This is a genomic window from Acinetobacter gerneri DSM 14967 = CIP 107464 = MTCC 9824, assembly GCF_000368565.1.
In the GTDB taxonomy this organism is placed as follows: Bacteria; Pseudomonadota; Gammaproteobacteria; order Pseudomonadales; family Moraxellaceae; genus Acinetobacter; species Acinetobacter gerneri.
On sequence record NZ_KB849537.1, the window covers coordinates 131,716 to 154,150 of the forward strand.

Genomic DNA, 22,435 nt, shown 5'->3' on the forward strand with positions numbered 1-22,435 from the left:
GCTGAATGCTGGAACTATTATTGCTTTAGTTTTTTTAATCTTTATTGTCGTGACCATTTTCAAAGGTGTGCGTATCGTTCCACAAGGTTATAAATGGATCGTGCAACGTCTAGGAAAATATCACAATACACTTAGCCCAGGGCTGAACTTTGTTATTCCTTATGTGGATGAAGTTGCATATAAAGTGACAACCAAAGATATCGTGCTCGATATTCCATCCCAAGAAGTGATTACCCGTGATAATGCTGTGTTATTGATGAATGCAGTTGCCTATATCAATTTGACTACGCCAGAAAAAGCCGTGTATGGCATTGAAAACTACACTTGGGCAATCCAAAACCTTGTGCAAACCTCATTGCGTTCTATCGTGGGTGAAATGGATCTCGATGATGCACTTTCTTCACGTGATCATATTAAAGCTAAACTGAAAGCTGCGATTTCTGATGATATTTCGGATTGGGGAATTACCCTTAAAACTGTAGAAATCCAAGATATTCAACCATCAAATACCATGCAATCTGCCATGGAAGCTCAAGCGGCAGCAGAACGTCAACGTCGTGCTACGGTAACTAAAGCTGATGGTGAAAAACAAGCCGCTATTTTAGAGGCAGATGGTCGTCTTGAAGCATCGCGTCGTGATGCAGAAGCTCAAGTTGTCCTTGCTGAAGCATCACAAAAAGCCATTACGATGGTGACCTCTGCGGTGGGTGACAAAGAAATTCCTGTTGCCTATCTACTCGGTGAACAATACGTAAAAGCAATGCAAGATATGGCAAAATCCAACAATGCCAAAACTGTGGTCTTACCTGCTGATGTATTGAATACAATCCGTGGTGTCATGGGTCGCAATCCAAATTAAATTTTAAACAGTTATTTATCATCGCTAAAACTGATAAAAACAAATAAATTTCAAATAAATAGGCAGAAAGTATACTGCCTATTTATTTTTTATAAGCATAAAATCCACTGCAAAATATGTTTTTTTATGGTTAAATTTCGTTTTATTTTGAAATAAATTTATTTCAAACGCTGTCCTACCCAAATAATGGATCATGTATGACCTCCCTAAACCCGACGCTAATAACATTTCTTTTATATATTGTCGCCATGATCGTGATTGGTCTTATGGCATACCGAGCTACAAATAATTTTTCGGACTATATTTTAGGTGGTCGAAGTTTAGGTAGTTTTGTCACAGCCCTTTCTGCTGGTGCTTCAGATATGAGTGGCTGGTTACTCATGGGATTGCCCGGTGCGATTTATCTTTCTGGCTTATCAGAAATGTGGATCGCGATTGGTTTGATTTTAGGGGCTTGGATCAACTGGTTTCTTGTGGCTGGACGTTTACGTGTCCATACAGAAATTCAAAACAATGCACTCACCCTGCCTGATTATTTCTCAAATCGTTTCAATGACCATAAAAAAATCTTGCGTGTCGTTTCAGCATTTGTGATTTTAATCTTCTTTGCAATCTACTGTGCTTCAGGCATGGTGGCTGGTGCGCGTTTATTTGAAAGCATGTTTGATATGTCTTATGGAACAGCGCTTTGGATCAGTGCTATTGCAACCATCAGTTATGTGTTTATCGGTGGCTTCCTTGCTGTAAGTTGGACAGATACCATTCAAGCCACACTAATGATTTTTGCTTTGTTATTGACGCCAATTGTGACGATTTTAAGTTTGGGTGATACTGCACAAATTGCTCATTCACTTGAAATGGCTCGTCCACATGCAACAAGCTTATTTGAAAATCTCAGCTTTATTGGCATCATTTCACTGCTCGCTTGGGGCCTAGGCTATTTTGGTCAACCGCATATTTTAGTGCGTTTTATGGCTGCCGATTCGGTTAAATCGATTCCTAAAGCTCGTCGTATCGGTATGACTTGGATGATTTTGTGTCTAGGTGGTGCGGTAGCGGCAGGCTTCTTTGGTATTGCATTTTTCCAAGAACATCCAGAACTTGCAGGAACAGTGAGTAAAAACCCTGAAACGGTATTTATGGAATTGACCAAGATTCTCTTCAATCCGTGGATTGCTGGTATCGTCTTGGCGGGGATTTTGGCTGCTGTCATGAGTACTTTAAGTTGCCAGTTATTGGTCTGTTCAAGTACCTTGACTGAAGATTTTTATAAAGCATTTATTCGTAAAGGCGCATCACAAAAAGAATTGGTTTGGGTCGGCCGTTTGATGGTGTTGCTCATTTCAGTTTTAGCCATCGTGTTGGCAAGTAATCCTGATGCTAAAGTTTTGGGACTCGTATCCTATGCTTGGGCTGGTTTTGGTGCTGCATTTGGTCCTTTGATCATCCTTTCGTTGTTTTGGAAACGTATGACTTTGTCAGGTGCAATCGCAGGTATGATCACAGGTGCTTTAGTGGTTATCCTTTGGAAAAACAATTTTGCAGATACAGGTTTGTATGAAATTATTCCTGGATTTATCTGTTCATTTATCGTGATTATCATCGTGAGTTTACTTGGCAAAGCGCCAAGCCAAGATATTGTCGATCGTTTTGATCAAGCAGATCGTATCTATAAAGATTCGCATTGATCTAAATCATCCGATACAAAAAGGGAGCATTTAAATTGCTCCCTTTTATTTGATATTCGATTTTATTCATCGACAAAATCAACTAGCACTGATCATCACATTCAGTTTTTAATCAATTTTTTCTAGACAATAAAAACTGTGAAATATTATTTAATGAATCAGCATTTTCCCCAAAATATGCCAATGCCTCAAAAGCCTGATCATGCAAAGTTTTGGCATAGGCTTTTGCATTTTCTAAGCCCATCAGCTGAGGATAAGTAGATTTATCCACTTGCTCATCTTTTCCTGCAGTTTTACCCAAAGTTTCAGTGCTGGCAGTGACATCCAAAATATCGTCTTGAACTTGAAAAGCCAAACCTATCGCTTGACCATATTGGCGCAATTTTGGAATTGCTTCATCTGTTCCCTTAAAGATCGTTACCGCAGCCATCATAATCGCAGCTTGAATCAGCGCACCTGTTTTATTGCGATGAATATTTTCAAGTTGTTCTTGATCAACATGCTTCCCTTCTGCCTGCAAATCCAAAACTTGACCACATACCATTTTCGAGGAAGCTGTTGCTAGGATCTGCATTTGTTTCAGTACAATCTGACTTTCTACAGCAACACCAGTATCAAATAAGCGGCTGCCCAAAACTTCAAATGCCATAGATTGCAAAATATCCCCTGCCAACAACGCAGTGTGTTCACCGAAAGCGGCATGACACGTTGGTTGTCCACGGCGCAGTAAATCATTGTCCATACACGGCAAATCATCATGCGCCAATGAATAGCAATGAATCAGCTCAATCGCAACCGCAGCACGGCGTACAGCCGCAAAATTTGTACGGTCACTTTGCAGATCTGCAGTGGCATAGCAAAGCGCAGGACGAACACGCTTTCCACCTAGCATGACCGCATGCACCACCGCCCCTTTTAAAGGCTCAGGTAAAGAAAATGCATCAAGCGCAGTTTGTAAATCCTGCTGAATAAGTGTTTGAGCTTTTTGCAGCACGTCTGCATTCATTTGTGGAAGAGATGTCATTTTGCCTCTAATCTGTTATCTATTTCAGAGTCATAGCTTTGCTAATTCGACTTATTCTACATTGAATCTGAACTTCTCTCATCTACTACGGGCGAAATTTACTGATAACATCAGCAATTGTGCTGTTCTATGAGATTTTTAGTAAACTGATTTGGTTTTTCCCACTGGTTTTAGCTTGGCGTACTGCAAGATCAAGATGCTGCAATAGAGCACCTTCATCCGTTAACTGTTCAAGTGAAGTTTGCAATATTCCTATAGAAACAGTGATACGTCCCATATCTGAATATTCAAATAATAATTGCTGTTCAAATACGATCTGCTTTAAACGCTCCGCAAGCGTTAAAACCTGCCATTCAGACTGATTTTCCGTCATGATCATAAAACTTGCAGAACCCACCCTAAATAAATGAATTTGATCATCGATCAAATCATCTTTTAACAAATGCGCAACTTCAGCGAGGACAATATCCCCTTCGGTATAGCTATAAAGTTGGTTAAATTTTTTAAAATCATCTAAGTCTATTTTTAAAACGCTGAGTTGCCCTGTTTTTTGCGAAATAAGTAAATTTTCAAAAAACTCACTAAAAGACAACTTGTTACGTAACCCCGTAATCGGATCAAGATAAAGATTTTCTTGTAGGCGTTTATTGCTCAACTCTAAAATACGTTCACGACGTTTTAAATGAGTCACATCGACATAAACAATGACGATAGCTTCGATATTTTGATTTTCATTTTTTAAAGGTTTGAAATATGCATTGAGAAAATGACCTTTGAAATAAATTTCATGTTCTAAACGTGTTTCACCTTGATGAAAAGCACTGAGTGCCGATTTAAAAAAATCCGTCATTTCAGGTGCAAAGTTGTATAAAAGCTTACCTATCAAATACAAAGCATCACTTTGATAAATATCTGAAAATAACTGATTTGATGAAATAAAACGCCCTTCAAGATCCAATATCGCGGTAGGAATAGGGAGTTCAGACAATAGATTAATTAAGGTTAATTTTTCAGTATTTTTGACAAAATTGAGCAATTGATTTTCATCTATTAATGCATCAATGTCGTGTTCTTCTTGTTCAAACATCTTGATTTACCTTAATTTAGTCTGTATCAACCATCAAAATAATTGTTATATATTTTATTTGATAAGTACGATTTTATTCAGATTATTTTAGCTTATATTATTTATTTTTCATATCAACTCTCAATAAAAAAACCCCTGATGATCAGAGGTTCTCATTTAGATAAAAATCGTTGAGTGCAATAGCTTAGAAGCTATCTGCAGGCACGCGTACCCAACCTTCCATGAGGACACGTGCACTACGACTCATGATGGCTTTTTTCACTACCCATTGACCATTTTCTTGAGTCGCTTCAGCACCAACACGTAACGTACCCGATGGATGACCGAAACGTACGGCATTTTTCTCTCCGCCGCCTGCAGCAAGATTGACCAATGTACCCGGAATTGCTGCAGCCGTACCAATGGCTACTGCTGCTGTCCCCATCATTGCATGGTGCAATTTACCCATAGATAAGGCGCGTACCAAAAGGTCAACATCACTGTCATTTACAGCTTTGCCACTTGAAGATGTATAAGATTTAGGTTTCGATACAAAAGCAATTTTAGGCGTATGTTGACGGTTTGCTGCTTCTGAAATGTCTTTAATCAAGCCCATTTTAACAGCGCCATATGCACGAATCGTTTCAAAACGAGCCAATGCTGCATTATCAGCATTGATATCATCTTGAAGTTCGGTGCCTTGATAGCCAATATCTTCTGCATTTAAAAAGATCGTTGGAATCCCTGCATTGATAAATGTGGCTTGGAATGTTCCAATTTCAGGCACATCAAATGTATCAACTAGATTGCCCGTAGGGAACATTGCGCCGCCATCTTCACCATCATCTGCTGGATCTAAAAATTCAATTTGTACTTCTGCTGCTGGGAAAGTTACCCCATCTAGCTCAAAATCACCTGTTTCTTGTACCTGACCATTGGTGATTGGTACATGGGCAATGATTGTTTTTGAAATATTTTTTTGCCAAATGCGGACTGTACAAATCCCATTTTCAGGAATGCGAGAAGCATCAACCAAACCATTTGAAATGGCAAATGAGCCTACAGCAGCTGTGAGATTGCCACAGTTACCGCTCCAGTCTACAAATGCTTTGTCAATCGAAACTTGCCCAAACAGATAATCCACATCATGATCAGCTTTATCGCTTTTCGCCAAAATTACAGTTTTACTGGTACTCGAACTTGCCCCACCCATACCATCAATCTGTTTTCCATATGGATCTGGGCTACCAATCACGCGTAGCAACATTTTGTCGCGAGCTTCACCTGCGCTTTGAGCACGTTCAGGCAGATCGTCTAATTTGAAAAATACGCCCTTGCTTGTTCCACCACGCATATAAGTTGCGGCTATTTTAATTTGGGGTGCGAAGCTCATCTTTGATCTATTCCTTCCTTTTGCTTATTGTTACTAATCTTTGGATTAGCCCTACGGTCTATCATATCATCTGTAAGCATTTTGCCATTGACTACATGACTTAAGTATAAAAAACACCCGTAAACGATATAACTTTTGTCTATTTCATCAATTTTTTGAAAAAAAATGCATTTGTATATTTATTTGATTTTAAATCATTTTAGATTTAAAACATAAAAAATACAAAGCTTGCAAATTTATTCACAATCTCTGCATACTAGGCTAAATGTAACCAATCAATTACAATGCAAATTATTCTTTTTTGAGCAGAATACTTTGAGTAACGAGTCAACTAATTTACAACGCGGACTCAAAAATCGCCATATCCAACTCATCGCTATGGGCGGTGCAATTGGTACGGGTCTATTTTTAGGTTCGGCACAGGTCATTCAATCTGCAGGTCCATCAATCATTCTTGGTTATGCCATTGGTGGATTTATCGCATTTTTAATCATGCGCCATTTAGGGGAAATGATCGTAGAAGAACCTGTTGCAGGCTCTTTTAGCCATTTTGCCAATAAATATTGGGGTAAATTTCCCGGCTTTTTAGCTGGTTGGAATTACTGGATCTTGTATGTTCTTGTCGCGATGACAGAGTTGACTGCTGTCGCCAAGTATATCAATTACTGGTGGCCTCATATTCCTGCTTGGGCTTCTGTACTGTTTTTCTTTATTGTCATTACTATAATCAATTTGGGTAATGTCAAATTTTATGGTGAATCTGAGTTTTGGTTAGCCATTATCAAAGTCACTGCTGTCGTTTCAATGATTATCTTTGGTTTGTATCTACTGATCACAGCAGGTCCGGGTTCTACAGCAAACTTTAGCAATCTTTGGACACATGGTGGTTTCTTCCCACATGGGTTTAGTGGTTTGTTTTATATGCTGGCCTTTTTGATGTTCGCCTTTGGTGGGATCGAATTGATCGGTATGGCAGCGGCTGAAGCAAAAGATCCTGTGAAGACGATTCCAAAAGCGATTAACCAAGTGGTTTTCCGTATTTTGATTTTCTATGTCGGTTCATTAACCATCTTACTTTCACTTGTGCCTTGGGACGAATTGCAATTGGGTGGCTTAGACAAAAGCCCATTTGTGATGATCTTTAGCCAGCTTGGTATTGGCTGGGCTGCAAATCTGTTAAATTTCATTATTTTAACAGCAGCACTTTCTGTATATAACAGTGGTATGTATGCAAATAGCCGTATGCTTTATGGTTTAGCTCAGCAAGGCAATGCACCTAAAATTCTCACCAAAGTGAATAAACAAGGTGTACCTATTCCCGCTGTACTCTTCTCTGCTTTATTGATTTTTGGTTGCGTGTTGTTGAACTATTTTGTACCAGAAGATGCACTTGGCCATTTGATGTATGTCGTCGTTGGTGCGCTGGTATTAAACTGGGCAATGATCAGTTTGACGCATTTGAAATTTAAGCAACATACTAAAAAAGAAAATATCCAAACCAAATTCGCTGCACTTTGGTCACCATTTAGCAACTATCTTGTTTTAGCATTTATTGCTGTGGTGTTGTATATCATGTGGACTCAAGGCTTTAAAGAGTCTGTTATCATGATTCCAGTTTGGATTGTCCTTATGTTTGTTCTTTACAAAGTATTGACTAAAGACAAAACTGTCTAAATTTATCAGAAGTGCTAAAGCCAATTTAGCACTTCTTTTATAATTTTTGATATTTCAATTTTAGTCTTTGAGCAATGTTAAGGGGAGATCATTTCTGATGTTAAATTTTTTTATATTTCTTTCAAACTTAAATGATTTCTAAGCTTTTTGTGCTTTGATTTAAAATAGAACCAAAATTAGAGAACACAATGATTGATTGGGCACAACTTTTAGAGCATTACGGTTATTTAGCAGTTGCAATCGGCACTTTCTTTGAGGGTGAAACGATTTTGCTTCTTGGCTCTTATGCTGTGCATCACAAAATTTTAGATTTTTGGACACTGATTCTGATCGGTGCTTGCGGCAGCTTTATTGGTGATATGTTTTATTACTATGTTGGCTATCATCAGGGCTATAAAATTTTAAAGAAGCGACCAAAGCTTGAAGAAAAATTTCATCGTGGTAGCCGTTTTATCGAAAAATATCCCATTATTACGATCTTATTAATGAGATTTTTATGGGGATTTAGAACGATTTTACCTGCAAGTTTTGGGATCAAGCGTTTTAATTTACCTGTTTACATCGTTGCCAATGTTATCGCATCTTTTCTATGGTCTTTTACCATCGTGGCTTTGGGTGTCAAGATCAGCCATTACCTTCATGTACTTTTACACCACATGCACGTTCACGCAAAAACCATTACTATCGCTGTGGTTGCAACACTTGCGTTGAGTTTAATCATTCATCTGATTGTTGTGCTACGTCGTAGAAAAAGAATTAAAAATAATCACTCGGATACACCATTGGATTAAATAATATCATGATGATTTATAATGTTTTATTCCAATATCACTTTATTGATGATGACTTTTAGGCTAAATTACTGAAGTTTTTTAACAAAATCGCGCCCTTAGCTTAACTGGATAGAGCAGTTGCCTCCTAAGCGACCGACGTGGGTTCGAGTCCCGCAGGGCGCACCATTTTTTACTTTATTTTAGCCATAAAAAAAACTCCCCTATGACATCCAGAAGTCAAAACTCATCAAAGGGGAGCAAAACTTGGTATCCCAAGGATAACAAGGAGGTGGAGTCAAAATGAGTTTGGCATATCGCACAAAACCATCTGCTGACTACTTTTATCAACTTTAAGTTGTCAACAAAACCAATATATAAAAAAAATAGTCTTTATTCTTTTCAATCAACGAATATTTTATTTATATTTTACGAATCTTTAATGGCACTTTTCCTAAAACAAATAAGAATATGCATAAAAAGTTTTTAATCGCTTGATTAATTAAAAAATAAATCTAAACCATATAAGTTGTGCAATATCTATACATCATTCTGTGAAAATCAAATTTTAAAAATGACTTAAAAGTTACAAAATTCTCTGATTTAAATACAATAGAGAAATATCTATCTAATCGCATTTTTCCAAGTGCAAATTCTCACTATTTGCCAATTTAGCTATAAATTAAGTTAAAACAGCGTATTCGAAAAAATAAATTTTTAATAAATTCTACTTTTAGAGCATTTACTCTTTTTTTCTATATGTTATTTTTGTGAAATGAAGTTAATTTTAGTTTCAACATGTAAACCAATAACTTCATGAGTCAAAAAAAACAGCGCAACCATCATCAATAATCTTGTCTATTTCAAGGATCGATAAGAATGAAATTAAAAACTCTCAGCTCAGCAATTTTACTGACTTCACTACCAGTCACTGGGGCATTTGCAGCGGCGATGGATCGATCTGGACAATCCATGTCAGCATTTTTACAGCCTGGTAATTATTTTGAAGCAGGGCTTTCTATTTTAGATCCGGATGTCTCTGGAAAAGAGGCTGGAACTTCTGAAACTCGTCGTCATGTATCAGATATGGCTGATGATTATTACTTTCCATCTGCTGCATTAAAAATCCAAGCGAATGAAAACTTCTCTTTTGGTCTTTTATACGATCAACCGTTTGGTGCAAAAGCAGAATACACAGGAAATAATATTTTTGTATCAGATTCAACTAACACATTACTACCTCAAAACACTCTTAATGGGCTAATAGACTCTACTTTCAACAATATGACTGCTGAAGAAAGAGTTGGTGCAGCTCTAACAGCTCAAGGTGTTGATCTTAGTACTGCTGAGGGTAAAGCCAAGTTTGCCCAAACTCTAACGGCTTATAATAATGTCGATGCTGTTAAGCAACAGATTGATACTGGTGTTAAGCAAGGAATTACTCAACAAGTTGATGCAACAAAGAACCTTCTTGGAAAAGGTGGAACTAAGGTTAAGGTCGATACACAAAATATTGCAGCGGTCTTTGGTTATCAGCCAACTAAGAACTGGAATGTCTATGCAGGTGGTGTTTACCAAACGATCAAGGGAAGTGTTCAGCTTCGCGGTCAAGCTTATAGCTTGTACAACGGCTATGATGCAAATATCAAAGAAACAGGTGGTTGGGGTTGGTTAGTCGGTGTTGCTTATCAAATTCCAGAAATAGCATTAAAAGCTTCATTAACTTATCGTTCTGAAATTGATCATGATGTTAATATTCGTGAGAGCCTTCCTACTCTACCTGCTCTAGGCTTGTTACCTGGTGGTGCTTCTGCTGTTCAATCAATTTCTAAAGCAAATGGCGATACAACAATTACAACGCCACAATCAGTAAACTTAGATTTTCAATCTGGAATCATGGCTGATACGGTCGCATTTGCAAATGTACGATGGGTGAATTGGAAAGATTTTTCGATTCGTCCATTAAAATTTGGTCTAGTATCTGATGCAATTGGATCTATTGTTCAGAAACCAAATGGCTTTAATCTGGTTGAATATTCAGATGACCAATGGTCTGTAACAGCAGGTGTTGGTAGAAAACTCACTGAAAAATGGGCTGGTAATGTCTCTGTAGGTTGGGACTCTGGTGCAGGTAACCCTGTTTCAACACTTGGTCCAACTGAAGGTTATTGGAATGTTGGTTTAGGTCTTCAATACAGCCCTGCTCCAAACTACTTCATCGCTGGTGGTGTGAAATACTTCTGGTTGGGTGATGCCAAAGCTCAAACTGGTGCACAAGCTGGAACAAGTGGTTATGTTGCTGATTTCCAAGACAACAATGCAATCGCTTATGGTATGAAAATTGGTTATAAATTCTAATTTTTACGTATAAATAAAAGGGCGCATCATGCGCCCTTTTATTTTGCTTAAAGCTTTAACTTTCTAAAAAATTAAGCAGGAATATCACGTGGAGATACTTTGCGAATCGCTTCTTTCAAAGCGTCATAGCCATGAATCGCTGGGAATTGAGGGAACTCAGCAATCACGTTGTCTGGCGCATCAAACAAGAAACCGTGATCAGCCTCACCAAGCATAGTCGTATCGTTATATGAATCACCAGCCGCGATAATACGATAATTTAAAGTATGCAAAGCTTTCACTGCTTGACGTTTTTGATCAGGTTGGCGAAGTTTATACGCTGTGATCATGCCATTTTCGTCAGTTTCTAATTTATGACAGAAAATCGTTGGCCAACCCAATTGTTGCATCAAAGGATGAGCAAATTCATAGAATGTATCTGAAAGAATGATCAGTTGAAAATGCGTACGCACCCACTCAACAAATTCTTTCGCACCGGGTAATGGTCCCATGTCTGCAATCACAGCCTGAATATCATTTAAACCTAAACCATGTTGTTTAAGGATATTCAAACGTTGAGTCATCAATACATCGTAGTCAGGAATGTCACGTGTAGTTGCTTCAAGTTCCTTGATTCCAGTTTTTTTTGCAAAGTTAATCCAAATTTCTGGAACTAACACACCTTCAAGATCAAGACATACGATTTCCATGGGCGCTCCCAAATGTCATTAAAAAATTTGCATTATCATATCATTAATCAATGTAATTGCTAGACTTTGTTGACAGATCAAACCAGCCTTTAAGCGATATAAGGATTATCATTTTCCCCAAATGATTCCAAGAATATGCTTTAATTTACTCATTTAAGATCAATCAAATTTAAATCAATTTTGTGTATATCTATTGAATTAAATCTGCTAAGCATCTTATTTTATTTACTTTACAATTAAATGAATGAAGAAAAGCAGAGCTTCCAAGCGAGTTGCCAGGAATCAAAATGACCGTAATCCCTACTATTGATCTCGTCGATGCACTGGCATCAGAATATGCCGACAAATCTCCATCTGAAATTTTAGCACTTGCTCTAAATCAGTCTGGTGAAATTGCGATCTCATTTTCTGGTGCTGAAGATGTGGTACTGATCGATATGGCTGCCAATCTAGGTAAACCATTTCGTGTATTTAGTTTAGATACTGGACGTTTGCATCCAGAAACCTATCAATTTATCGAAACTGTGCGTAATCATTATAAAATTGATATTGAAATTTGTTTCCCTGAATCTGATGCAGTTCAAAACTTTGTGCAAGAAAAAGGTTTATTTAGCTTTTTCAAAGATGGTCATCAAGAATGTTGTGGTGTACGTAAAGTCGCTCCTTTACGTAAAAAATTGGCGACTTTAGATGGTTGGATTACAGGTCAGCGTAAAGATCAAAGTCCGGGCACACGAAATACGATCCCCGTGATTCAGTCTGATGAAGGATTTTCAGGTGTTGGCAAACAACTGATCAAATATAATCCCCTAGCAAATTGGTCGAGCGCAGAAGTCTGGAGTTATATCCGCATGATGGAAGTGCCTTATAACCCACTGCATGAGAAAGGTTTTATTTCGATTGGGTGCGAACCTTGTACCCGCCCTGTTCTGCCAAATCAGCATGAACGTGAGGGCCGCTGGTGGTGGGAAGAAGCAACTCATAAAGAATGTGGCTTGCATGCAGGCAATTTAAAATAAGTAATTGATAATCTACTTATTACAATATTATTTAAATAATATATTTCATAAAAAAGCTACTATTTTTAGTGGCTTTTTTTAACTCACTATTCATAAAAAAAATTTAGATTTTCAAATGAAATTAGAACATACTAAAGACTCCAGATGAATAATTCTAAAAACAACACTCAAAGGAGTTGTTGGACTTTGCAATGAGGCAAATATAAATGCGCCCTTTACACCCAATTGATTTTATTTTTCTTTCATTAGAAAAACGTCAACAGCCGATGCATGTCGGAGGTCTATTTCTATTTGAAATTCCAGATCATGCGCCAGCTACTTTTATTCAAGATTTAGTGCGGGATATTCGAGAGTCAAAACGTCTGCCAATTCCACCATTCAATAACTATCTGCATGGTATGTTCTGGGATGAGGATGAGGAATTTGATATTGACCATCATTTTAGGCATATCGCCCTTCCAAAGCCGGGACGGATCCGTGAATTATTGGTATATATTTCACAGGAACACAGTACTTTAATCGATCGAGCAAAACCACTTTGGACCTGCAATTTGATTGAAGGGATCGAAGGTAATCGTTTTGCCATGTATTTTAAAATACATCATGCTATGGTGGATGGCATTGCTGGCATGCGTTTATTGGAAAAATCTTTTTCCAAAGACCCTGAAGCCAAGTCTATCGTTCCACCTTGGTGTATTGAGAGTAAACGCTCAAAACGTTTGAAAGAGCCTAAACTGAACAAAATTAGAAAAGTTTTAGGTACACTGAAAGGGCAACTTGAAGCTGTTCCTGTCGTTACTCAAGAGCTGACCAAAACCATCTTTCAAGATATGGGACGCAATCCTGATTATGTATCGAGTTTTCAAGCGCCACATACTATTTTAAACCAACGTGTAAGTTCGTCACGTCGTTTTGCAGCTCAATCTTATGACCTTGTTCGCCTACGTAACATTTCCAAAGCGTTGGGTGTAACGATCAATGACGTGGTGCTTGCTGTATGTTCTGGTGCACTGCGTGAATATCTCATTTCTCAGGAGAGTTTACCGAAGAAGCCACTCATCGCAATGGTGCCTGCATCTATTCGTGATGATGAATCTGATGTCAGCAACCGCATTACCATGATATTGGCAAATTTAGGTACGCATAAAGATGATCCACTTGAGCGTTTGAGCATCATTCAACGGAGTATGCAAAATGCGAAACAGCGTTTTAAGCGCATGAATGCAAATCAGATTTTAAACTACAGCGCCTTTGTCTATGGTCCTGCTGGTTTAAATATGCTGACTGGAATGATGCCAAAGCGTCAAGCATTTAACTTGGTGATCTCAAATGTTCCCGGTCCTCGTGAGCCTTTGTATTGGAATGGTGCAAAACTTGATGCACTCTACCCTGCATCTATCGTTTTGGATGGACAGGCTTTGAACATCACGATGACGAGTTATCTAGATAAGTTAGAAGTTGGTTTGATTGCATGTCGTCAGGCATTGCCAAAAATGCAAAACCTGCTGACACATTTAGAAGATGAAATTCAACGTTTTGAAAAGATCATACAGACGCATAAAAAACCTGTAATGCATGTTGAAGCGGAAGCACAACCTGACGTTAAACTCAAACAAGCTTAAGCAATATTGAATAAACAAAGAAAATTAAAGGGCTTCAATAAGCCCTTTAATTTTTGATATTTCGACATTGTTGTAAAAGTTGCTGACAAACCGTTACAACCATCGCTTTAGTAATCGGAATTTCTCTTCCGTGCTCATCCAACATATAACAAGTATTGCTTTTTTGACCATCCAATACATGCTTCAATCCACGACTCAAAATTTGTTCTCTGATTTTCATTTTTCACCTCACTTGCTAAGACCAAAATTTCAATGGTGCTATGGCTAGTTATTAGTATTGTAAAATCGAAACTCAAAGTAAAATTTCAGTTGTAACAAGGATTAAGCGAAATCCTGTTACAATTTAGCTCAGGATAATATCGTACTGTTCTTGGGTATAAAGATTTTCAACTTGGAACTTGATCACTCGCGTAATGAAGTGCTCCAAATCCGCTACAGCTGGTGCTTCCGCAGTCAACAGACGATCAATAACTGATGGATGTGCAACGACTGTGAAGCCTGTTTGTGACTCATAAGCGCGCGCATAACGTAAAATCTCACGGAAGATTTCGTAACACACTGTTTCTGCAGTTTTCACATAACCACGCCCCTGACACGTCGGGCATGATTCACATAATAAATGCTCTAATGATTCACGTGTTCTTTTACGTGTCATTTCAACTAAACCAAGTTCAGAAACTTGGGTAATTTTAGTTTTAGCATGATCACGTTCTAACATCTTCTCAAATTGACTCATCACTTCATCGCGATGTATTTCTTCTTGCATGTCGATAAAGTCAATGATGATAATTCCACCTAGATTGCGTAATCGCAATTGGCGAGCGATCACCTGAGTTGCTTCCATATTTGTTTTAAATACAGTGTCTTCTAGACTTCGACCACCTACATAAGAGCCAGTATTGACATCAATTGTGGTCATCGCTTCAGTTTGATCAATCATCAAATAGCCACCAGACTTCAGTGCTACTCGTGTTTGCAATGCTTTTTGAATATCTTCTTCAACATTGTATAAATCAAATAGTGGTCTTTCACCCGGATAATGAATCAAGCGATTTTGCATACTCGGTACAAATTCATCGATAAATTCACATAACTTTCCATGTATTTCACGTGAATCTACAAAGATTTTTGAAGTATTTTCATTTGCCAAATCACGAATTACACGTTGTGGTAAAGGCAATTCTTCAAAAATTAATGATGGTACTGCGATGTTCTTTTGTTTGCGTTGAATATATTCCCAAAGCTTCGCCAAATACGCCATATCTTGCGCGATAGAAGCTTCATCGATGCCTTCTGCAGCAGTACGTACAATCACAGAACCTGGGAGCTTATGCTCTTCCTGAATGCGTTCAATGATATTGCGTAAACGATCACGTTCTTCTTCAGCTTCGATACGCTGAGAAACACCGATATGATTGCCAAATGGCATCATCACAAGATAACGTGAAGGAATAGACAAATCAGTACTTAAACGTGCCCCTTTGGTGCCAAGCATATCTTTCATGACTTGGACTGTCAGAATCTGACCGGGTTGCAGAAGTTCAAAAACATTGGGAATAGGCTGGTTACGAGGCCAAACCATATCGTTGATATGTAAAAATGCAGTACGTGATAGACCAATATCGACAAATGCAGCCTGCATCCCCGGAAGAACACGCACTACTTTGCCTTTATAAATATTGCCGACCAAACCACGTTTTACAGTACGCTCAACAAATAGTTCATTGACTGTACCATTTTCAATTAATGCGACCCGACACTCCATGGGTGTTACATTAATCAGTAACTCATCAGACATACTAAAACTCAAATCATTATAAAAATTCTTTTAAAGTGGTCAATTTAGTGCCTTAACCGCTTTTAATAACTGTACTGTTTCATATAAAGGTAAGCCCACCACATTGCTATAACTTCCAGAAATCTTTGGAATATATTGTGCGGCAATGCCTTGTATGGCGTACGCGCCAGCTTTGCCTAATGGTTCACCCGTTGCCCAATAACGCTCCATATCATCTAGGCTTAATGTCTGAAATTGCACTTTTGTGCAAACGACATCTTGAAAATATTGTGTTCGATCAGCGACACATACACCCGTTAAAACGTCGTGTTCTCGCCCTGAAAGTGCACTCCAGATTGCAAATGCATGTTGTTTTGATTCAGGTTTCCCGATAATTTTACCATCTATTGCCACAGTTGTATCAGCGGCAATGACGATTGCATCCTGCTGATGCAATAAAACAGCTTTTGCTTTATGTAATGAAAGTCGTTTTACATAATCAAAAGCTGTTTCATTTTGCAAAATAGATTCATCTATTTCTGGGCTGAAAATGTCAAAAGTTAAGCTCAGTTGACTTAACAATTCACGACGCCTCGGCGAACTAGAAGCTAGAACTAAATTCGCCATCTTTTCAACATATAATATAAAACTGGCCAAAATAAAATACTGGTCAGTAAAGGTTGCCAATGCCGAGTCAAGGAAAAATGAATTCCTGACATGATTTGCACCAAAAATGTAAAGAGAATATGCGCCAAGATCGCAAATGATGCAATGATCCACAAATTACTGAAGGTCAATAATCGTCGTTCACGCGTAAAATAACGGGCGACGAAAGTAATGATCACATAACTTAAGGCATTCATCCCTAAAGGTAAATCAAACAATAAATCGGTCAATAAACCCACAGTAAAGGCGAACCAAACACCACACCACGTTGGCTGACACAGTACCCAAAAAATCAGGACCATGACCATAAACAATGGTCGCCAACCTGAAATATTATAAGACAGTGGATAGACCATCAAAATTGAGGCAATGATCACTGAAACGATAATAACAAATAAAGGATCTTTGCGTTGTTGTTCAGAAGGCAATTTCTTAGCGATCAACATAAGGCTGCTCCCCCGCTAAGGAATCTGAAAATAAAACCACAACATGATGTCCACCTGCCAATTGAGCAGTTGGCGTCACTTCGATTGAAGCAAATTCTCCAGTATTGTGCCTTAAAACTTTTGAAACTGTACCCACCAAATACCCTGCTGGGAAATGTTGCCCTAAACCAGAACTAAACACTTTTTCCCCGACCTTGATATTTGAGCTTGTTGGTACATATTCCATTTTCAAGCGTCCATAGTCGCCTGTTCCAGATACGATTGCTCGCATACCAGAATATTCTAAACGGACTGAAATAGAATGCTCTTTGTCTGATAAAAGCAATACACGACTACTATGCGGGTAAACATTGATGATTTGCCCCATGATTCCTTTGTCATCTAAAACCGTTTGACCGACTTTTAAATGACTGGTTGCGCCACGGTTGATCACGATGATGTGACGAAGTGGGTCTGGATCAGTCCCAATCACCTCAGCGATTTCCATACGACCATCAATAATTAATGGTGTATCAAGTAGCCCACGGAGTCGTGTATTTTCAGCAGAAAGCTCGGATAGTTTTTGTAAACGAACCTGAGCCTGAAGCAATTCAGCTTGCATAGCCGTATTTTCACGGCGCAACTGAGCCTCAGATTTAGTCTGTTGATTTAACCATTCTTTCGATAAAACTGGATAACTTGCCAATGCATAAATCGGATTATATGCAGCATACAAGACATCTCTTGCAGGCTTCACTACATTTGGAAAACGCCAATCTACAAATAGCGTCACCAAACAAGCAAAGACTGCAATCAGAAATGCACGAAAGGATGGCGGTTGTCTTGAAAAGAGATTCGGTTGCACCGCCTCGTCCTTAACTTAATCTAAAAAAACTTAGCCTACAAAAAGCATATCGTGGTTTGGATTGTCGAAGAATTCTAGAACTTTACCGCCACCACGAGTGACACAAGTTAAAGGATCTTCAGCAACAACCACAGGTAAGCCTGTTTCTTGAGCTAAAAGTTGATCAAGATTACGCAATAGTGCACCACCGCCAGTCAACACGATACCGCGCTCTGCAATATCAGATGATAATTCTGGTGGAGTTTGTTCAAGTGCAGATTTTACTGCAGAAACAATACTTTGCAATGGATCAGAGATCGCTTGAGTGATTTCGTCTGAAGTAACAGTAATTGCACGAGGCACACCTTCAGCCAAGTTACGACCGCGAACTTCGATTTCCAAAGTCGTGCCGTCAGCAAGTGCCATGCCTACTTCTTTTTTAATCGTTTCAGCAGTCGTTTCACCAATCACGCAGCCATGTGCTTTACGAACATAGTTAATGATTTGTTCATCAAATACGTCACCACCGATTCGTAATGAATCAGCATAAACACAGCCCTGTAATGAAATGATGGCAATTTCAGTTGTTCCGCCACCAACATCAACTACCATAGAACCGCATGCTTGTTCTACTGGCATGCCCGCCCCAATCGCAGCAGCCATCGGTTCTTCAATCAAGCGTACATCACGTGCGCCTGCATTAAATACAGCCTCACGAATCGCACGGCGCTCAACCAAAGTCGATTTGCACGGTACACAAACAACTACACGTGGCGCAGGTGGAAATAAACGTTTTTCGTGCACTTTACCGATAAATTGATTTAACATGGTTTCAGTGACTTCAAAATCCGCAATCACACCGTCTTTCATTGGACGGATTGCAGAAATATTTGCTGGTGTACGGCCAAGCATTTGCTTAGCATCTAAACCTACAGCAGCAACAATTTTCTGTGAACCGCTATGACGGATTGCCACAACTGTCGGTTCATTTAAAATAATGCCCCGTCCTGGTGCATATATAAGTGTATTAGCAGTACCTAAATCAATGGCAAGATCTGGCGAAAACAAGCCAATTAGTCGTTTTAGAATCACGGGTCGTTCTCAGTTAAACTTTATGTGGACGCAAGATGGCAACTTTAACTAAATGTGATGATTTGAACAAGTCAATCGCTTATCATAACGCACGATATTTTGAATTTTTTTTAAAACTGATTAGGTGAGATGTTATGTCAACATCGGATGCATCGCATTCTGCAAACTTAAATGCACAAACCGTATCACAAATTGCCAATCTCGCTAGATTGTCCTTAGATGATACGCAATCTGCTGAATATGCTGAAAGTTTAAATAAAATCTTGGGAATGATGGAAACCCTAAAAGGCATAAATACCGACGGTATCGAGCCTTTAAAAAGCCCATTTGATAATGCTCAGCCACTTCGTGACGATGTTGTTACAGAAAGTAACCATCGAGAAGAATATCAAGCCATTGCACCTGCTGTTCAGGAAGGCTTATATCTCGTTCCACGTGTGATTGAATAATTTTTGATCAGTTGAACCAAATTTTCATTTTTTATAAAGAATTGTACTCATGACTGATTTACATCGCTTATCTATTCGCGAAATGTCTGAAGGTTTAAAAAACGCTCAGTTCTCATCTCGCGAATTAACACAACACTATTTAGATCGTATCGCTAAAATTGATCCGCGCGTCAAAAGTTATGTCACTGTGACTGCAGAACAAGCTTTAAAAGAAGCAGAAGCAGCTGATGCTTTGATCAAATCTGGAATGGCTGGTTTGGTTACTGGTATTCCATTGGCTCATAAAGATATTTTCTGTACTCACGGCATCAAAACCACTGCTGGCTCAAAAATGCTCGATAACTTTATCTCTCCTTACGACGCAACGGTCGTAGCGAAAGCTAAAGAAGCGGGCTTAGTCACTTTGGGTAAAGTGAATATGGATGAATTCGCAATGGGTTCAACCTCTGAAAATTCATACATTGGCGCTACAAGCAACCCATGGGCACTTGATCATGTTCCTGGTGGTTCATCTGGTGGTTCAGCTGCCGCTGTTGCTGCTGACTTAGCGCCGATTGCAACTGGGACCGATACAGGGGGTTCGATTCGTCAACCTGCATCATTCTGTGGTTTAACAGGCTTAAAACCGACTTATGGTCGTGTTTCTCGCTTTGGTATGATCGCTTATGCATCATCACTAGACCAAGGTGGTCCTGTTGCACGTTCTGCTGAAGACTGTGCTTATCTCATGAATGTGATCGCTGGACATGATGCCAAAGATTCAACATCAATCAATAAAGAAGTTGATGACTATGTTGCAAACTTAAATGCAACCTCTGTCAAAGGCTTACGTATTGGTATTCCAAAACAGTACTTCAATGTTGCTGGTTTGGCTGCTGACGTCAAAGCACGTGTTGAAGAATCATTGAAAAAGCTTGAAGAAATGGGCGCTATCTTGGTTGAGATTGATCTCAACATGACTGAAGCTTATGTTCCAACTTATTATTTGATTGCTCCTGCTGAAGCTTCATCTAATCTTTCACGTTACGATGGCGTACGTTATGGCTATCGCTGTGAAAATCCTGCGGATTTGCTCGATCTTTACAAGCGTTCACGTTCAGAAGGTTTTGGTGCCGAAGTTCAACGTCGTATCTTGATCGGAACCTATGCCCTTTCTGCGGGTTATTACGATGCTTATTATGTAAAAGCTCAGAAAGTGCGTCGTCTGATCCAACAAGATTTCTTAAAAGCATTTGAAAATGTTGATGTGATTGCAGCACCGTCTGCACCAACGACAGCATATAAAATTGGTGCAAAACTTGATCCAGTTGAAATGTATTTAGGTGATATTTATACCATCGCAGTGAACTTGGCTGGTTTACCAGCGATCAATGCTCCAGTTGGTTTTGATGAAAATCATCTGCCTGTTGGTATGCAATTGATTGGTAACTATTGGTCAGAATCACAGCTTTTGTCGATTGTACATCAATATCAACAACATACAGATTGGCATAGTCAACGTGCAGCAATTGCTGAGGAGAATGCATAATGGCACAAGCTCAAAAATCAGCAAAATCAAACCTGATTGATGGTTGGGAAGTTGTTATCGGCATTGAGATTCATACTCAGCTGATGACCAATTCTAAAATTTTCTCAGCATCTTCAACTTTATTTGGTCAAGATCCAAATACTCAAGCAAGCCTTGTTGATTTGGCGATGCCGGGTGTATTGCCAGTTTTGAACAAAGAAGTGGTTGACCTTGCTATTCGTTTTGGTTTGGGTATCGATGCTTATATCGATCAAGCTTCAGTGTTTGCACGTAAAAACTATTTTTACCCAGATTCTCCAAAAGGCTACCAAATCAGCCAGATGGACAATCCGATCGTTGGCTTAGGTCATATCGACATTCAGCTTGAAGATGGCACAGTCAAGCGCATAGGCGTAACACGTGCACATTTGGAAGAAGATGCAGGTAAATCGATCCACGATCAATTTGAAGGCATGTCTGGCATCGACTTAAACCGTGCGGGCACACCTTTGCTTGAAATCGTATCTGAACCTGATATGCGCTCTGTAGAAGAAGCTTTAGCTTATATCAAAGCGATTCATACTTTGGTGCGTTGGTTAGGTATTTCTGACGGTAACATGGCAGAAGGTTCATTCCGCTGTGACTGTAACGTGTCGCTACGTCGCCCGGGTGATGAGTTTGGTACACGTTGTGAATTGAAAAACATCAACTCATTCCGTTTCATCGAACAAGCGATCAATGTCGAGATCGAACGTCAAATGGAAATCTTGGAAGATGGCGGTAAGATCGACCAAGAAACGCGTTTGTTTGATACCGTGAAGATGGAAACCCGCTCAATGCGTTCTAAAGAAGAAGCGAATGACTATCGCTACTTCCCTGATCCAGATTTACTTCCAGTGATCATTCCTGATGCGCAAATTGAAGCGGCTCGTGCAGCACTTCCTGAGCTTCCAAAAGCACGTCGTGCACGTTTTATCGCAGACTTTGCTGTGACAGAATATGATGCTCACGTACTCACACTTTCACGTGAAATGGCAGACTTTTATGAAGCTGTTGTGACTGCGGCTGGTGGTGCTGCTCAAGGTAAATTGGCTGCAAACTGGGTGATGGGCGAGTTCTCTGCTGCTTTGAACAAAGCTAGCCTAGAGCTACATGATTCTCCTGTTTCAGCTGAACAACTTGGTGGCATGATTGCACGTATCGTCGATAATACGATTAGCGGTAAAATCGCAAAACAAGTCTTTGGCTTTATGTGGGAATCAAACGGTCAAACTGCCGATACGATTATCGCTGAAAAAGGCTTGAAACAAGAAACTGATACTGGTGCGATTGAAGCAATCATCAAAGAAGTTCTTGCTGCAAACGAGAAAATGGTTGAAGAATACAAGTCTGGTAAAGAAAAAGCCTTTAACGGTCTTGTCGGTCAAGTCATGAAAGCTTCTCGTGGTAAAGCCAACCCTGCTCAAGTCAATGAATTGATGAAAAAGTTGATTGGATAATCTAATCAATAGAA

20 protein-coding genes and 1 tRNA gene are annotated in these 22,435 nt (G+C 39.1%); 11 read left to right on the plus strand and 10 right to left on the minus strand.

Translation table 11 applies throughout. The features are described 5' to 3' along the window. Position 1 precedes the first annotated feature (1 nt). Positions 2-859 (plus strand): SPFH domain-containing protein, encoded by an 858-nt coding sequence (locus F960_RS02350; protein WP_085945807.1) that lies wholly within the window; start codon positions 2-4, stop codon positions 857-859. Positions 860-1,056: 197 nt separating this feature from the next. Continuing rightward, positions 1,057-2,547 carry a sodium/proline symporter PutP gene (gene putP, locus F960_RS02355; RefSeq protein ID WP_004856980.1) on the plus strand — a complete coding sequence of 497 codons (1,491 nt, stop codon included), beginning with the start codon at positions 1,057-1,059 and terminating at the stop codon, positions 2,545-2,547. Between the two features lie 112 nt (positions 2,548-2,659). On the opposite strand, the gene F960_RS02360 is transcribed toward putP, so the two are convergent. From F960_RS02360 to prpF, 3 genes are all read right to left on the minus strand, one after another. Continuing rightward, positions 2,660-3,571 carry a polyprenyl synthetase family protein gene (locus F960_RS02360; RefSeq protein ID WP_004856983.1) on the minus strand — a complete coding sequence of 304 codons (912 nt, stop codon included), beginning with the start codon at positions 3,569-3,571 and terminating at the stop codon, positions 2,660-2,662. Positions 3,572-3,698: 127 nt separating this feature from the next. Beyond that, complete coding sequence (locus F960_RS02365; protein WP_004856984.1) at positions 3,699-4,658, minus strand: GGDEF domain-containing protein; 960 nt, start codon at positions 4,656-4,658, stop codon at positions 3,699-3,701. Positions 4,659-4,842: 184 nt separating this feature from the next. Beyond that, positions 4,843-6,030: a 2-methylaconitate cis-trans isomerase PrpF gene (gene prpF, locus F960_RS02370; RefSeq protein ID WP_004856987.1), complete on the minus strand. Its 1,188-nt coding sequence runs from the start codon at positions 6,028-6,030 to the stop codon at positions 4,843-4,845. A gap of 315 nt (positions 6,031-6,345) precedes the next feature. Between prpF and F960_RS02375 the strand changes: the two genes are divergently transcribed. The 4 genes from F960_RS02375 (at position 6,346) to F960_RS02390 (ending at position 10,832) form a co-directional block, all read left to right on the plus strand. Then, positions 6,346-7,704, plus strand: coding sequence for an amino acid permease (locus tag F960_RS02375; protein ID WP_004856989.1), 1,359 nt, complete (start codon positions 6,346-6,348; stop codon positions 7,702-7,704). Positions 7,705-7,892: 188 nt separating this feature from the next. Then, positions 7,893-8,495 (plus strand): DedA family protein, encoded by a 603-nt coding sequence (locus tag F960_RS02380; protein ID WP_004856992.1) that lies wholly within the window; start codon positions 7,893-7,895, stop codon positions 8,493-8,495. 92 nt (positions 8,496-8,587) lie between these two features. Next, a tRNA-Arg gene (locus F960_RS02385) sits at positions 8,588-8,663 on the plus strand. 690 nt (positions 8,664-9,353) lie between these two features. Next, positions 9,354-10,832 (plus strand): outer membrane protein transport protein, encoded by a 1,479-nt coding sequence (locus F960_RS02390; protein ID WP_004856993.1) that lies wholly within the window; start codon positions 9,354-9,356, stop codon positions 10,830-10,832. A 71-nt stretch (positions 10,833-10,903) separates the two neighbouring features. Here the strand turns inward: F960_RS02390 and thrH are convergent, their stop codons facing one another. Further along, positions 10,904-11,521 carry a bifunctional phosphoserine phosphatase/homoserine phosphotransferase ThrH gene (gene thrH, locus F960_RS02395; RefSeq protein WP_004856997.1) on the minus strand — a complete coding sequence of 206 codons (618 nt, stop codon included), beginning with the start codon at positions 11,519-11,521 and terminating at the stop codon, positions 10,904-10,906. 287 nt (positions 11,522-11,808) lie between these two features. Here thrH and F960_RS02400 point away from each other — a divergent pair, with 287 nt between their 5' ends. Together F960_RS02400 and F960_RS02405 are read left to right on the plus strand one after the other, a co-directional pair. Next, complete coding sequence (locus F960_RS02400) at positions 11,809-12,540, plus strand: phosphoadenylyl-sulfate reductase (RefSeq protein ID WP_004857002.1); 732 nt, start codon at positions 11,809-11,811, stop codon at positions 12,538-12,540. A gap of 206 nt (positions 12,541-12,746) precedes the next feature. Further along, positions 12,747-14,162, plus strand: coding sequence for a WS/DGAT/MGAT family O-acyltransferase (locus F960_RS02405; protein ID WP_004857006.1), 1,416 nt, complete (start codon positions 12,747-12,749; stop codon positions 14,160-14,162). 46 nt (positions 14,163-14,208) lie between these two features. Here F960_RS02405 and F960_RS22575 read toward each other — a convergent pair whose 3' ends face one another. The 6 genes from F960_RS22575 to F960_RS02430 form a co-directional block, all read right to left on the minus strand. Further along, complete coding sequence (locus tag F960_RS22575; RefSeq protein WP_004857007.1) at positions 14,209-14,382, minus strand: PA1571 family protein; 174 nt, start codon at positions 14,380-14,382, stop codon at positions 14,209-14,211. Between the two features lie 123 nt (positions 14,383-14,505). Next, entirely contained in the window at positions 14,506-15,960 is a 1,455-nt protein-coding gene (gene rng / locus F960_RS02410) for a ribonuclease G (protein ID WP_004857010.1), read from the minus strand. Positions 15,961-15,999: 39 nt separating this feature from the next. After that, on the minus strand, positions 16,000-16,566 hold the full coding sequence (locus F960_RS02415; RefSeq protein WP_004857014.1) for a Maf family nucleotide pyrophosphatase: 567 nt from the start codon (positions 16,564-16,566) through the stop codon (positions 16,000-16,002). Next, positions 16,554-17,051: a rod shape-determining protein MreD gene (gene mreD / locus F960_RS02420; protein ID WP_004857017.1), complete on the minus strand. Its 498-nt coding sequence runs from the start codon at positions 17,049-17,051 to the stop codon at positions 16,554-16,556. The genes F960_RS02415 and mreD overlap by 13 nt, the downstream gene beginning before the upstream one ends. Beyond that, complete coding sequence (mreC, locus tag F960_RS02425; RefSeq protein WP_004857022.1) at positions 17,038-17,895, minus strand: rod shape-determining protein MreC; 858 nt, start codon at positions 17,893-17,895, stop codon at positions 17,038-17,040. Before mreC ends, mreD begins: the two co-directional genes overlap by 14 nt. 30 nt (positions 17,896-17,925) lie before the next feature. Further along, positions 17,926-18,966, minus strand: coding sequence for a rod shape-determining protein (locus F960_RS02430; RefSeq protein WP_004857025.1), 1,041 nt, complete (start codon positions 18,964-18,966; stop codon positions 17,926-17,928). A 134-nt stretch (positions 18,967-19,100) separates the two neighbouring features. Between F960_RS02430 and gatC the strand changes: the two genes are divergently transcribed. The 3 genes from gatC to gatB are packed head-to-tail and all read left to right on the plus strand — an operon-like array spanning position 19,101 to position 22,421. Continuing rightward, positions 19,101-19,415, plus strand: coding sequence for an Asp-tRNA(Asn)/Glu-tRNA(Gln) amidotransferase subunit GatC (gene gatC / locus F960_RS02435; protein ID WP_004857028.1), 315 nt, complete (start codon positions 19,101-19,103; stop codon positions 19,413-19,415). A gap of 49 nt (positions 19,416-19,464) precedes the next feature. Continuing rightward, on the plus strand, positions 19,465-20,943 hold the full coding sequence (gene gatA, locus F960_RS02440; protein WP_004857029.1) for an Asp-tRNA(Asn)/Glu-tRNA(Gln) amidotransferase subunit GatA: 1,479 nt from the start codon (positions 19,465-19,467) through the stop codon (positions 20,941-20,943). Beyond that, positions 20,943-22,421, plus strand: a complete 1,479-nt coding sequence (gene gatB, locus F960_RS02445; RefSeq protein ID WP_004857033.1) for an Asp-tRNA(Asn)/Glu-tRNA(Gln) amidotransferase subunit GatB — start codon at positions 20,943-20,945, stop codon at positions 22,419-22,421. The genes gatA and gatB overlap by 1 nt, the downstream gene beginning before the upstream one ends. The last annotated feature ends 14 nt before the right edge of the window (positions 22,422-22,435 follow it).